We start from the raw sequence: 12,547 nt of genomic DNA, 5'->3' as shown, positions 1-12,547 counted from the left end.
CTGACGCTAGATTAGACCGGTGAACACCAGTAACCCCAGAGTCCGCAAAGCCGTCATTCCCGCAGCGGGCCTGGGCACCAGGTTCCTGCCTGCCACTAAGGCGATGCCCAAGGAAATGCTGCCCGTCGTGGACAAGCCTGCCATCCAGTATGTGGTGGAGGAAGCCGTGCACGTGGGCCTCAACGACATCCTGATGATTACAGGCCGCAACAAGCGGGCCCTTGAAGACCATTTCGACCGGGTTCCCTCCCTCGAATCGACCCTTGAGGACAAGGGGGACACGGAGAAGCTGGCGTCCATCCAGGCGGCAAGCCAGCTGGGTGACATCCACTACGTCCGGCAGGGCGACCCCCATGGCCTGGGCCACGCAGTGCTCCGGGCAAAGCAGCACGTGGGCAACGAGGCCTTCGCGGTCCTGCTGGGGGATGACCTCATTGACGCCCGCGACGAACTCCTCAGCACCATGATTGACGTGCAGGCGAAAACTGGCGGGTCTGTCGTCGCGCTCATCGAAGTTGAACCCTCGCAGATCAGCGCGTACGGCTGCGCGGACGTCCAGGCGATCGACGGCGGGGACTACGTCCGCGTCAACAGGCTCGTCGAAAAACCTTCGCCTGAGGAAGCGCCCTCCAACCTTGCCCTGATCGGGCGGTACGTCCTGCACCCGGCGGTCTTCGACGTCCTCGAACACACCAAGCCGGGACGCGGCGGCGAAATCCAGCTGACGGACGCCCTGCAGGAACTGGCATCCGGCGACGCCGAGGGCCACGGCGTGTACGGGGTTGTGTTCCGCGGCCGCCGCTACGACACGGGGGACAAACTCAGCTACCTCAAGGCCTGCGTCCAGCTCGCCATCGACAGCGAAGACCTGGGTCCCGGCCTGCGGGAATGGCTGCCGGGCTTCACCGCCGGCCTCTCCCGGTAGCGCCATGCAGAGCGGTCCCATTTGGCCGGTCACCCTCGAATGCGGCGACCTGGTCCTTCGGCCTATCCGTTACCGCGACAAGAAGGAGTGGACGGAAGTCCGGTCGCGGAACAGTGCGTGGCTGGCGCCCTGGGAGGCCTCCAACCCGGATCCGGCCGGCGGGCTGCCCGATTACCGGCACATGGTGCGCTCGCTGAAGATGCAGGCCGCCCAGGCCACGGCGCTTCCCTTTCTGATCACCGAGTGGACGCCGGGCCTCAGGAACCCCGCGATTGTGGGGCAGCTGACCGTGTCCTCGATTGTCTGGGGTTCGGCCATGATGGCCACCCTGGGGTATTGGGTGGACCAGGAGCGGGCGGGGCGGGGGATAGCCCCCACCTCCGTGGCCCTGGTGACGGACCATTGCTTCCGGACCCTGGGCCTGCACCGGATGGAAATCAACATCCGGCCGGAGAACGGACCGAGCCTCCGGGTGGTGGAGAAGCTGGGGTTCCGGGACGAGGGGTACCGGCCGCGGTTCCTGCACATCAACGGCGAATGGGCGGACCACCGGTCGTTCGCCCTCACATCGGAAGAGGTCCCGGAAGGCCTCCTGGGCCCATGGTTGGCGTCGCGCCGTTCACAAAACCCGCCGTTTGCCTCCGGGGGCACGACACACCCTTGGTAATGCGGCCTGAGCAGGCATGATGCTCATACGGTTTTGAGTGTGGACTTCCCCCTTAGCAGCTCAGTGATCCTCGTGGTTGCCGTCGCGCTCTGGATTGTATGGGTTGCCCCTTACGTCCTCCGGAACCGCCGGCACCAGTTCCAGCCCGCCGTCGACTTCCTGGCAGACACCCCCGCCGATGACAGGCCGGACCCGCCCGCCGGCCTGGTATTGAATGTCGCCGCCCAGCAGGAGAAAGCCATGGAACCCAGGAAGAGTGCAGGATCCGCTGCCGGAACTGCGAGCACGCCGGCTCCGGCGAAGCTCCGCATCCGTTATGGCCGGACCGCCCTTGCGCTTGTGGGGCTGTTGTCCCTTCTCACCGCATTCATCTCGGGTGTGCTGCTGCCCTTCGGCATCGGTTCGGCCGCCCTTCCGGTCACCTGCGCCCTGTTGACCGTGGGGTCGGTGGCCCTGTTGCGGTGGCTCGCCGTCCGGGACCGCAAAGCGAAGGTCAACGCGGCATTCCGATCTGCCATGAGCGCGCCTGCACCCCGCCGTGACGAGGCTGTTGCCGTTCCGCCCAAGCCTGAGGCAGCACCGGCCCGTCCGGAAAGCCCGCTCTTCGATGCCGAGGCCGGGCAGGCTAAGGTCAAGCCGCTTACTGCCGTGGAACTGCGTGAAGCGGCCCTCGCCGTCGCTGTGGCCGCGGGCGATACGAGTGCGGCTGCGGCTGCCTCCGGCACCCCCTGGGAGCCCGTGGAGGTGCCCAAGCCCGTCTACGTGGAGGCAGCCAAGGCTGAACGTCCCGAGCCGGAGCCGCTCGAACTTCCCGAGGCGCCTAAAGCCGTCGGCAAACCCTCACTGAAGAAGGGGGCCGCCGCGCCGGCGGCAGAGGCAGCGGCTGCGGCGGAAGCACAGCAGCTGTCCAAGGCCCAGAAGGCCCTGAGTAATCTGGACGACGTTCTGCAGCGCCGCCGGGCATAAGGCCCGACGGCGGCACCGGGCGAGGGCGCGAACGTCCAGGCGGCGCGGATTGGCGTTGGGCCGCGGAGTGGCGTGGGGCCGTGAATTGGCGTTGGGCAAGGATTATTTGTAGCCTAGGGACACCGGTTCCGCACCAGCGGTTTTTCCCCGCAGGAGCGGCCACGATCGGGGGCTATAGCTCAGTTGGTAGAGCGCTTCGTTCGCATCGAAGAGGTCAGGAGTTCGAATCTCCTTAGCTCCACAAGTCATCACAGCGCCAGAATGAGCGCAGCCCCGCAGGCATCGCAGCTCCAAATGAGCACCGCCGCACAAGCCTCCCCGGTTCTTCCCCTGCAGGTCCCCGCCCCGTTGGCGTCCCGCCCTGGCAACATCTGCACCCATACGTCCAGTTGTGCGCCGCCTGTCTTAGGCCTAGCTTGAAGGAAATATTGGTCGGGAAACGTCAGGAGCCCGGGTGGACGACAAGACTGTAGGCAACCTGGCGGAATTCGGGGTCCGGGACCGTGCGCTGGCCGGCGGCAAGGGCGCCAACCTCGGTGAACTCGTGCGGGCAGGTTTTCCGGTTCCGCCGGGGTTTGTCGTGACGACGGCGGGCTACCGCACAGTGCTCGCGGAGTCCGGATTGCGGGAATCGTTGGCGGCCCTGGTTGAGGCAGATGCGCCCGGCTCTGAGATGCGGCAGCTGTTCAGCGCAGCCAGGATCCCCGGGCAGCTTCGCGAAGATATCGCCGCTGCCTACGCTGCCCTCGGCAGCGGCCCCGTAGCAGTGCGGTCCAGCGCCACGGCGGAGGACCTGCCGGGTGCGGCGTTCGCGGGCCAGCAGGACACGTACCTCAATGTTGCCGGCGAGGACGCGGTGATGCAGGCTGTGGTCGATTGCTGGGCCTCCCTGTGGACGGAACGCGCCATCTCGTACCGGCGCCGCCAGGGCATCGACCCTGCGGTCGTGGCCATGGCCGTTGTGGTGCAGGAGATGGTCCAGGCAGATACCGCCGGCGTCATGTTCAGCGCCAATCCGGTGACCGGGGAACGCCGCGAGATTGTCATCGATGCCGGGCGGGGCCTGGGCGAGGCGATCGTTTCAGGCGAGGTCACTCCGGACCGTTATGTCCTTGACCCTGCGGGCAGATTACGCTCCTTCAGCCCCGGCGGCAGCGGATTGGCCGCCCGCAGTCCAGGGCTGGAGGGCCCGGAGGCCATGGCCGGCGGGACGCCGCAGCCCCGGCTGGAACTCAGCCAGGAGCAGTTGGCGGAACTGGTGCGGTTGGCCGTGCGGGCGCAGGACCATTTCGGCCGGCCGCAGGATGTGGAGTGGGCAATAGCCCGCGGACGCGCGTATCTCGTGCAGGCCAGGCCCATCACGGCCCTGCCGCCGCAGCCATTTCCGCTCAACCGGTTTCAACGGCTGGTTGGTCCGTTCTTCCTGGAGATGTTCCAGGTCCGACCCTATCCGCTCGATGTGTCCGGCTGGATGCAGCGCGGAATCCTGGCCATGCTCCACGGCATGGCCGGAAGCGTTGGCATTGCGTTCCCGCCGTTGCAAGAACTGTTGCCGGAGGAGGACGGGGTAGTGGTCCGGCTGGTGCCGCCGGTACCCAGGCCCACGCTTCGTACGCTGGGCGCGCCGTATTCCCTGGTCCGGCGGGCCAAACGATATAGCCCGGCCCGATGGACAGGTGATCCCCGGTTCAGCGCCTTCCTTGCTGACGTTGACCGGCTCAACATGCAGGAACCCGGTTCCTTACCCTGGAAGGCCGTGGTGACACTCGCCGAAGAAGCCTTCGCCACTATGCGCGGGATCACTGAACTCAGGATCTCCTACCTTCCCGGGGTGCTTCTCTCCCAGCTGAAGTTGAGGTCGATGCTCTTCTTGCTGGGCAGGCGCAGGCTTGCACCGGCACTGATCGCGGGAGCACAGACCCGCACCAGCCAGGCCAACAAAGCACTTGAACAGCTGGCTGCCCAGGTGCAGTCAAATCCGGACCTGGCCGGGCTCTTCACCCACCTGAACCCGGACGAACTGCTGGCCGCCCTCACGCAGCGGGATGAGTTCGCCGACTTCCATGCGGCCTTCAAGCGGTTCCTCGCGGAATATGGCCACCGCGAGACCATGAGTGTGGTCCTCAGCAGCCCGCCAACCTGGTCCGAAGCCCCCGAGGTCGTGCTGGGACTGGTTAGATCCATGACGGGCCAGCGGCCGCCGGCAACCGACCAGACCGGTGAAGCACTCGAAGACCTAATGCGGCATCCGGCGATGCGGATCCACCAGCTGCGCCGGCGGATGGCGGCCGCCGTCGAATCCGCAAAGGCGGGGATGGCATTCCGGGAAGACAGCCACTTCTACGCCACCATGGTCCTTCCGCCGCTGCGCCGGGCACTGCTGGACCTGGGCAGGCGACTCGCGCGGGCGGGGGTCCTGGCCAGGCCGGAAGACGTCTACCACCTGCGCTTCGAGGAGCTGGATGCGATGGTCGACGGCGACGCGCTTTCCGCGGCCGAGAAGGAAAGGTACCGCCGGATTGTGCAGGCCAGGGCAGCCAAGCGGAAAGAGCTGGAGGGAATTCCGCTGCTTGAGCCCAGTGCTTTGTTCACCACGGCGAAAGGTACTGAAGGCGCCCTGGTGAGCGGAACCCCGGCCAGCCGGGGGCAGGCCAAGGGCATGGTGCGCATCATCCACGGCCCGGATGAGTTTGGCTCGCTGCTCAGCGGCGAGATCCTCGTTTGCCCCTATACCAACCCGTCCTGGACCCCGTTGTTCCAGCGGGCTGCAGCCGTGGTCGTGGACCTCGGCGGCCTGGGTTCACACGCAGCCATTGTCGCCCGGGAGTACGGCATTCCCGCCGTCATGGGTACGGGCTCCGGCACGAGGACGCTGACGGACGGTCAGATGGTGGTCGTGGACGGCACTGCAGGACTGGTGTCCGCTGCGTGAGCCAGGGCCAGCAGCGCCGTGCGGACCGGCTTATGACGTCGAGCCGCAGTATCTTCGGGCGAAACGCTGGCCGATGCCCAGTTCATTCCGGCCGGCCGGGCCTAGAGTTGGCCCCATGGGAATCATCATCGGACTTCTTGTCATCTGGCTCATCCTGTCCATCGTCGGCTTTGTGGTGAAGGGTCTTCTCTGGCTCGCCATTATTGGCCTCGTCCTTTTTGTCGCCACCGGCGTCTGGGGCTGGCTGAAGCGCAGAACCAACGCCTGATCCACACCCCCCGCCGGACCGCCCGTCGTTAACCCGGCGGACGTCCGGCTTCATACCTCCAAAGGACCCTGTCCTTTACCGCCTCGCGCCGCCACGCTGGTTGCATGAGCCATAGAGATGATGATGGCGGTTGGAAGCCGGCGGTTCCGCCCGTGAGGCTGCACCTTGCTGCCAACGAAGCGCTGAACCCGGACCGTCCCTGGATCCGCACCGTCCGTATCGTCATCGGACTCTTCGTGCTCGCTGCACTCGTCCAAAAGACCATCGATGCGACCCTGCCCGGCAACGATGTGGACATCCCGCAGCTGTATTCGGAATTCACGGTGCAGGGGAACCTCGTCTTCGGGTTGGTCATGGTCGTGTCAGGGGCAAGGCCCAGGAACCGCCTTCCCGCCTGGTGGGACCACCTGTTCGGTGCCCTGGTCCTCTATCTCGTGATGACGGGGATCATTTATGTGGTGCTCGTGGCTCCTCCTGAAGAGCCATGGTGGAGCCTGGACCTGTACTGGCCGCAGCTGGTCCACCACCGGCTGGCCCCGCTGGCGGCGGTGCTCGACTGGCTGCTTGTCACGAGAACGGTCCGGGGTTCCTGGTGGCGGCCGCTTGCCTGGCTCGGCTACCCGGCCGCTTTCCTGGCCTTCTCGTGGATCCGGGGCGGATTCGACGGCTGGTACGTCTACGACTTCCTTGATCCAACGCTCGACGGCGGCTGGCCGGGAGTGCTCGGCGCAACCACCCAGGTGCTTGCCGCGTTCCTGGTGGTTGCCGTTCTTGTGCATGCTGCGGGCAACGCGCGGTCCCGGCTGGCGGCCGGAGGTCCGGCCAGTCGTGGAGGCCTCGCAGGCAGCCCCGGAATGGCCGCCTGACCATTCGTCGCAGGCCCGGGGCAGTGTCCGGCTAGAGCCAGCCCTTCTTTTTGAAGATCCCGTACATCAGCGCTCCTGCAGCCACCATGAGAAGCAGCGCGAACGGATACCCGAAAAGCCAGTGGAGCTCGGGCATATTGTCGAAGTTCATCCCGTAGATCCCGGCCACGAATGACGGTGCGAACAGGATCGCCGCCCACGAAGAGATTTTCTTGACCTGCTCGTTCTGCTCGGCGCTGGCTTCATTTTGCCGGTTTGCGGTCAGCGTTCCGTCCAGGGTGAGGGCGTTCTGCAGCAGGTCGCGGAATGAATCCGCCCGGGAGATCACCCGCTCCACATGGTCCTCCACGTCACGCAGGTTGTGCTGCAGTTCCGTTTCCACCTGGTACTTCTTGAAACCCCGCTTCAGCTGGTCCAGCATCTCCGGGAGGGGGTGGATGGCGCGCTGGAACTGGATGACTTCGCGTGCCAGTTCGTAGATGCGCCGGGACACGGAGGAATCGCCGCTGAACAGCTGGTCCTCGATCTCGTCAATGTCATTTTCCAGGCCGGCCACCACGGGCGCGTAGTCGTCAACCACCCGGTCCAGCAGCGCGTAGAGTACCGCTTCGGGCCCATGCTTGAGGAGGTCCGGCCGCGCCTCCAGCCGCTGCCGCACCCGGGCTACGCCTGCAGTCTCGGCATGCCTCACCGTCACCACGAAGTTCCTGCCGGTGAAGACGTGCAGTTCGCCGAATTCCACGGTCTCGTCCGCATCCATGTACCGGGCAGGCCTGAGGACGGTGAACAGGTTGTCATCGTAACGCTCCAGCTTTGGCCGCTGGTGGGCAGAGACCGCATCTTCCACGGCAAGGGCGTGGAGCCCGAACTCGCTGGCCACGGCTGCCATCTCCTCCGCGGTTGGCCGGTAGAGACCGATCCACGCCATGCCGCCATGCTGCGCCAGGGTCTCAAAGGTCTGTTCCAGGCTTTCCGGTTCGGCGTGCCGGACGCCGTTGACGTAGACGGCGTTATCGATGATGGTCATTCAGGAAATCCTAGCCGCCGGAGCGGCGGCGCTGCTGAGGCCGCTGATGAGGGGCTCGGTCCGGTAGGGGATATGGGTGTGCAGGGCCAGCACGGTCTCGGTCCGGATGACGCCCTTGATCCTCAGGACCTGCCGCAGGGACGACTGGAGGTTATGGGTGTCGGTGGCCACCACGCGGCACCAGACATCGCCGCGGCCGGAGATCTCATGGACTTCCAGGACCTGGGGGATGAGCCGCAGCGCCGCCACGACGCCGTCGAGTTCACGGTGCGAAACCTCGATGGTCACGAAGGCCACCACGTCGTAGCCCACCGCCTCCAAGTCAACCTCCCGGCCGCCGGGTCGCAGCACCCCGGCACGCAACAGGCGCCGGACACGAGATTGCGCCGTGTTTCTCGCAATGCCCAGGGCCTCGCTGAGTTCGCCAATCTGGATGCGGGGATCCCTGATCAAGGCCAGCAGGATCTTCAGGTCGGTGGGGTCCAACTTGTTCATGATCATCACTCTCGGTCATCCCAATCATCAATAGTTGATGATTCTGCTCAATTATCCCTCTAAAAATCGATGGATAGCGCAGGCGTGCCCCACTCTTGAACCATCACAGTTGTATCCGCGCCGGGCTCCCACAAGGACCACCCGACGCGGCGATCCTAAGGCGGCATCTTGACGGTCTTCAGTGAACTGCGCATGCGCCCGGCAACGGCTGCGCCGAGCGGGTGGAACGCGTCCACCACGGCGCGCCTTGTCATATCCGGGGCGGTCATCTTCATGCTCCTGGTGGGCGCCAACCTTGCCACGCCGCTGTACCCGCTGCTGCAGGCCAACCTTGGACTGTCCAGCCTGGACGTGACCGCCGCCTTCGCCAGCTATGTCCTGGCCTTGGTGGGGACACTCCTGCTGGCCGGCCACTGGTCGGACCACATCGGCCGCCGGGCAGCCCTCCTGGTCGCCGTTCTGACCGGGCTGGCCGGCGGCTGGATCTTCGCCGGGGCGGGAACGCTGGCCGCACTGTGCGCGGGCCGGGCGCTGCAGGGAATGGCGGTCGCGCTCGCCACGGGCGCCAGCGCCGCCGCGCTGCGGGAACTGCTGCCCTCCCGGCCGGAGTGGGCGTCACGCTTCACCCTGCTGGCTTCTTCCGGGGGAGTTGCGGCCGGGCCGGTCATCGGCGGGCTGCTGTCACTGCTTCCCGGCGCCACCACGGCTCCGTACCTGGTCCATTCGCTGCTGCTGGCCGGTCTCCTGGTGCCCCTGTACCTGATCCGCGCCCGCCCGGCGATCATGGTGCCCTCCACGCCGCGGCCGCTGCATGCCCTTGCCCCGCGCCGCCCCTCCGTGTCCCGGCAGGCGAGGGGCGCTTTCTGGCTCGCGTCCGGCGTCGGATTCCTGAGTTTTGCGGTCTTCGGCTTCTCGCTTTCGCTGGCCCCCGGCTACTTCGCACAGGTCCTGGGCACGGACTCCCGTCCACTGATCGGGGTACTGGCAGGCCTCCCGCTTGCGTCGTCGGCCCTGAGCCAGCTGGTGAGCCTACGCGGCCGCCTGGCCATACCTGCAGGGCTCGCCGTCCTGGGCGTTTCCGTGCTCCTGCTGGGCGCCGCAGGAGCCTGGCACAGCCCCCTCCTGCTGGTCAGCGCTGCCGTCGCCGCAGGCCTGGGGCAGGGGACCGCCTTCCGGACGGTCTTCAACGATGTAGCGGGAAAGGTGGAACCGGCACGCCACGCGCAGATCATCAGCACCGTGTACGTCATCACGTACCTTGGCAGCGCCGTTCCGGTCCTGGGCCTGGGCTGGGCCAGCGCGGTGTGGGGCATGGCGGAAGCCGTGCAGGCCTTCGTCCTGCTGTGCGGCTCTGCGGCGCTGCTCCTGGCGGCCGCCACCCTCGCACCGTCCATCAGGACGGCAAGCCACCTGTCCGCCTGAGGTGGATGGCCGGGCTACTCGGGAAGCGGTCCGTGGTTGCCCTGGATGTGTTCGAAGACGAGCGTTGTTTCGGTATGGCCCACCACGGGGTCCGTGGCCAGGTTGTCCAGGACCCAGTCACGCAGGTCCTCGGTGCTTCCGACGGCGATGTGCAGCAGGTAGTCCACGGAACCTGAGGTGTGGAACGTCGAAAGCACGGCCGGCAGATGCGGCACGCGGGCGGTGAAGCGGTCGATCTGGTCCCGGTCGTGGGCCCGGAGCCGCACTGCCACCAGCGCCTGCACGGACCTGCCGATGGCCGACAGGCTCAGCTTGGCCTCGTAGCCCTGCACAATGCCCCGTTCGGACAATGCGCGCGTCCGCATCAAGGCCGTGGACGGCGCGATCCCCACCATTTCGGCAAGCTGCTTGTTGGAAATCCTGGCGTCTGCCACCAGGGCCGCCAGCAGCCGCTCATCAATGGCATCCAGCGGTTCAAGATGTGCCCCGGCCCTGATGTTCCTGGGATTCGTACTCACTGCGGTTCCTTCCACGCGCTCCTCCGTTCATCCTAGACCGCAGAATGCCCGCCCTCAGTGCTTCCACCACAGGTCCCGCCGAATATCTGGACCGTTCTGCCGTCCCCGGCGGGCGCTTAATTCGCAGCCGGGGTCCGCTCACGCAGGGACCCCCGACGGGGATGGACGACGGCGACAGTAGCGGCCGTCAGGCACGCCAGGGCCATGACGGCCCCCGCGAGGGCGGTCCAGCCCCACGCCTGGAACACCAGGCCGCCCGCCCAGCCCAGGAGGCTGGATCCCAGGTAGTAGGCCAGGTTGTACAGCGAAGCGGCCTGGGCCCGGCCGGCGCTCGCTATGGCACCCGTCCAGCCGGAGCCGATGCTGTGGGCGGCGAAGAAGCCGCCGGTGAACACCACCAGACCAGCCAGGATCAGCACCAGCGATGGAGTGAGGGTGAGCGCCAGTCCGGCAAGGGCGAGGCCGAGCCCGGCGAGGAGGACATTCCGGCGCCCGTACCTGGCCGTCATGCCTGCCGCCCACCGGGACGAGAACGTTCCGGACAAGTAGGCCAGGAAGATCAGGCTGACGACAGTGGCCGGCAGCCCGAACGGGGCCGCAGACAGCCGGAAGCCCAAATAGTTGTAAACGGCCACGAAGCCGCCCATCATCAGGAAGGCCTGGGCGTACAAGGCCAGCAGCCGGACATTGCGCAGGTGCCCCGCAAGGGTCCGCAGGGCGTTGCGGAGGCCGGCGGCCGGGGCCGGGACAAACCCCTGCGCCCGGGGCACCAGGACAAGGAAGACGACGGCGGCAACGGTCGCCAGCAGGGATACGGCCAGGGCCGCCGGGCGCCAGCCCCACAGTTCCCCGGCCGGGCCTGCCACGAGCCGTCCGGACAGTCCTCCCAGCGTGGTGCCTGCAACGTAGCTTCCAGCTGCCAGGGCCGCATGTGCTTTGCTGACCTCCTCGTTGAGGTAGGCAATGGCAATGGCCGGGATGCCGCCCAGGGCCATGCCTTCCAGCAGCCGGAGGCACAGCAGCATGGCGAAGTTGGCGGACAACGGCACCAGCAGTCCCAGAATGGTGGCCGCGGTGATGCCCCACATCATGGCTTTGACCCGGCCGATCCTGTCCGCCAGGAAGGACCAGGGAATTACGGTGGCGGCCAGGCCGATGGTGGCCAGGGATATGGTGAGTGCCGCTTCCGCGGCGCCAATGTGCAGGTCCGCCGCAAGGAGGGGAAGGACTGCCTGGGTGGAATAGAGCTGGGCGAACGTGGCCACCCCGGCGCAGGACAGGCCGGCGAGAATCCGGCCATAAGCCCTTGATCCCTTCACATGGCCGTTCCAGTTTCGCGGCGCGTCGACGCTGGGACTCTGTGGCATCCAGCCAGCGTAGCCAATGGAAATAAATGCATCCAATGCATCTTTAATGTCAAAGTGATAGCAGGATTGGATTGTTTGCGGGGAGGAGCTGCGCATGGAACCGGACCGGAAACAGCTCGCGCAGTTGCTGCCGTTGCTGCCGGTGCTGGCGGAGCTGGGCCGCACCGAGCACGTCACGGAGACTGCGGAAATCCTGGGCGTCCCCCAATCATCGGTGAGCAGGGCGCTCGCCCGGGCGAGCGCCGCCGTCGGCACCGAACTTGTGGTCAAGGACGGCCGCGGCGTCCGCCTCACGCCTGCTGCACGCACCCTGCTGCCCTACGTCGAGCAGGCGCTCGCAGAATTCCAGGCCGGGCTGGATGTGGTCCGGAATGAATCCGAGGTGGTCCGGGGCACCGTCTCCGTGTCATTCCAGCACACCTTCGGCGAGGCCACCCTGCCGCTGCTCATCAGCGCCTTCCGCGGACGCCACCCCGGCGCCGGGTTCCGGCTCAGCCAGGGCGCCCGCAGCCAGTGCCTGGACGAACTGGCTGCGGGCGAAGCGGACCTGGCCCTGACGGCGCCGGTGGCTCCTGCCGGGAGGAACCTCGATTCGGCGCCCCTGTACCGCGAGCCGCTCCGGCTGGTGGTGCATCATGCCCACCCGCTTGCGCGGCAGCCCGCGGCCCGCCTGGCGGACATCCGGGGCGAGCCGTTCGTTGCGCTCGGTCCCGGGTACGGGCTGCGGTCCTTGACCGATGCCTTGTTTAGGGAGGCGGGATACCGGCCCAGGATTGCCTTCGAAAGCCAGGATTCGCACACGGTGCGCGGCCTGGTGTCCGCGGGCCTCGGCGTCAGCATCCTGCCACCCGGTGGTGACGCGCCGGGCCGGATACTGCGCCCCGAAACGGGGGATTTGGGATGGGTGGAAGTTCCGCTGGAATCAGCGCTGGCATTCCGGGAAGTGGGTGTCAGCTGGCGGCGGCGGAAGCCCGATAGCGAACCCCTTCCGGCCCGGCTTTTCCGGGAACTGGTGGTTGGCCAGGGGCCCGCCCTGGTCGCCGGACTGGCCAGGAAGGCAAGTGGCTGACCGCTGCCGCTGCGCACCGGGCGCG

At 66.9% G+C, this 12,547-nt stretch carries 12 protein-coding genes and 1 tRNA gene; 9 read left to right on the top strand and 4 right to left on the bottom strand.

The annotated features are described in order from the left end of the window. Nucleotides 1–19 precede the first annotated feature (19 nt). From galU to PUN71_RS04700, 7 genes are all read left to right on the top strand, one after another. Nucleotides 20–925 carry a UTP--glucose-1-phosphate uridylyltransferase GalU gene (gene galU, locus PUN71_RS04730; protein WP_043452687.1) on the top strand — a complete coding sequence of 302 codons (906 nt, stop codon included), beginning with the start codon at nt 20–22 and terminating at the stop codon, nt 923–925. Between the two features lie 4 nt (nt 926–929). Beyond that, a complete protein-coding gene (locus PUN71_RS04725; RefSeq protein WP_277797506.1) occupies nt 930–1,592 on the top strand; it encodes a GNAT family N-acetyltransferase in 663 nt (220 codons plus the stop codon). A 63-nt stretch (nt 1,593–1,655) separates the two neighbouring features. After that, entirely contained in the window at nt 1,656–2,558 is a 903-nt protein-coding gene (locus tag PUN71_RS04720) for a hypothetical protein (RefSeq protein ID WP_277797530.1), read from the top strand. A gap of 168 nt (nt 2,559–2,726) precedes the next feature. Then, nucleotides 2,727–2,799, top strand: a tRNA-Ala gene (locus PUN71_RS04715). A 213-nt stretch (nt 2,800–3,012) separates the two neighbouring features. Further along, nucleotides 3,013–5,490, top strand: a complete 2,478-nt coding sequence (locus PUN71_RS04710) for a PEP/pyruvate-binding domain-containing protein (RefSeq protein ID WP_277797505.1) — start codon at nt 3,013–3,015, stop codon at nt 5,488–5,490. A gap of 115 nt (nt 5,491–5,605) precedes the next feature. Next, entirely contained in the window at nt 5,606–5,758 is a 153-nt protein-coding gene (locus PUN71_RS04705) for a hypothetical protein (RefSeq protein ID WP_018760353.1), read from the top strand. 104 nt (nt 5,759–5,862) lie between these two features. Then, nucleotides 5,863–6,624 (top strand): Pr6Pr family membrane protein, encoded by a 762-nt coding sequence (locus tag PUN71_RS04700; protein WP_277797504.1) that lies wholly within the window; start codon nt 5,863–5,865, stop codon nt 6,622–6,624. A 31-nt stretch (nt 6,625–6,655) separates the two neighbouring features. On the opposite strand, the gene corA is transcribed toward PUN71_RS04700, so the two are convergent. After that, complete coding sequence (gene corA / locus PUN71_RS04695; RefSeq protein ID WP_043452690.1) at nt 6,656–7,651, bottom strand: magnesium/cobalt transporter CorA; 996 nt, start codon at nt 7,649–7,651, stop codon at nt 6,656–6,658. Beyond that, nucleotides 7,652–8,146 carry an Lrp/AsnC family transcriptional regulator gene (locus PUN71_RS04690; protein ID WP_205622256.1) on the bottom strand — a complete coding sequence of 165 codons (495 nt, stop codon included), beginning with the start codon at nt 8,144–8,146 and terminating at the stop codon, nt 7,652–7,654. It lies immediately after the preceding gene. Between the two features lie 168 nt (nt 8,147–8,314). Between PUN71_RS04690 and PUN71_RS04685 the strand changes: the two genes are divergently transcribed. Beyond that, nucleotides 8,315–9,568 (top strand): MFS transporter, encoded by a 1,254-nt coding sequence (locus PUN71_RS04685; RefSeq protein ID WP_277797503.1) that lies wholly within the window; start codon nt 8,315–8,317, stop codon nt 9,566–9,568. Between the two features lie 14 nt (nt 9,569–9,582). Here the strand turns inward: PUN71_RS04685 and PUN71_RS04680 are convergent, their stop codons facing one another. Beyond that, nucleotides 9,583–10,086: an Lrp/AsnC family transcriptional regulator gene (locus PUN71_RS04680; protein WP_043452765.1), complete on the bottom strand. Its 504-nt coding sequence runs from the start codon at nt 10,084–10,086 to the stop codon at nt 9,583–9,585. Between the two features lie 116 nt (nt 10,087–10,202). Beyond that, nucleotides 10,203–11,453: an MFS transporter gene (locus tag PUN71_RS04675; RefSeq protein WP_277797502.1), complete on the bottom strand. Its 1,251-nt coding sequence runs from the start codon at nt 11,451–11,453 to the stop codon at nt 10,203–10,205. A gap of 94 nt (nt 11,454–11,547) precedes the next feature. On the opposite strand from PUN71_RS04675, the gene PUN71_RS04670 reads away from it, so the two are divergent. Next, nucleotides 11,548–12,522 carry a LysR family transcriptional regulator gene (locus PUN71_RS04670; protein ID WP_043452693.1) on the top strand — a complete coding sequence of 325 codons (975 nt, stop codon included), beginning with the start codon at nt 11,548–11,550 and terminating at the stop codon, nt 12,520–12,522. Nucleotides 12,523–12,547: the final 25 nt, after the last annotated feature.

It is taken from the genome of Arthrobacter sp. NQ7, assembly GCF_029581595.2.
Taxonomy (GTDB): Bacteria; Actinomycetota; Actinomycetes; order Actinomycetales; family Micrococcaceae; genus Arthrobacter; species Arthrobacter phenanthrenivorans_B.
The sequence above is the reverse complement of the archived record's forward strand: the minus strand, read 5'-3'. Positions and strand labels throughout refer to the sequence as shown.

Excerpts from the sequence above, each read along its gene's own strand:
- PUN71_RS04725 (WP_277797506.1), top strand. The coding sequence starts at position 930 with ATGCAGAGCGGTCCCATTTGGCCGGTCACCCTCGAATGCGGCGACCTG.
- PUN71_RS04705 (WP_018760353.1), top strand. The coding sequence starts at position 5,606 with ATGGGAATCATCATCGGACTTCTTGTCATCTGGCTCATCCTGTCCATC.
- PUN71_RS04700 (WP_277797504.1), top strand. The coding sequence starts at position 5,863 with ATGAGCCATAGAGATGATGATGGCGGTTGGAAGCCGGCGGTTCCGCCC.
- corA (WP_043452690.1), bottom strand. The coding sequence starts at position 7,651 with ATGACCATCATCGATAACGCCGTCTACGTCAACGGCGTCCGGCACGCC.
- PUN71_RS04690 (WP_205622256.1), bottom strand. The coding sequence starts at position 8,146 with ATGAACAAGTTGGACCCCACCGACCTGAAGATCCTGCTGGCCTTGATC.
- PUN71_RS04675 (WP_277797502.1), bottom strand. The coding sequence starts at position 11,453 with ATGCCACAGAGTCCCAGCGTCGACGCGCCGCGAAACTGGAACGGCCAT.
- PUN71_RS04670 (WP_043452693.1), top strand. The coding sequence starts at position 11,548 with ATGGAACCGGACCGGAAACAGCTCGCGCAGTTGCTGCCGTTGCTGCCG.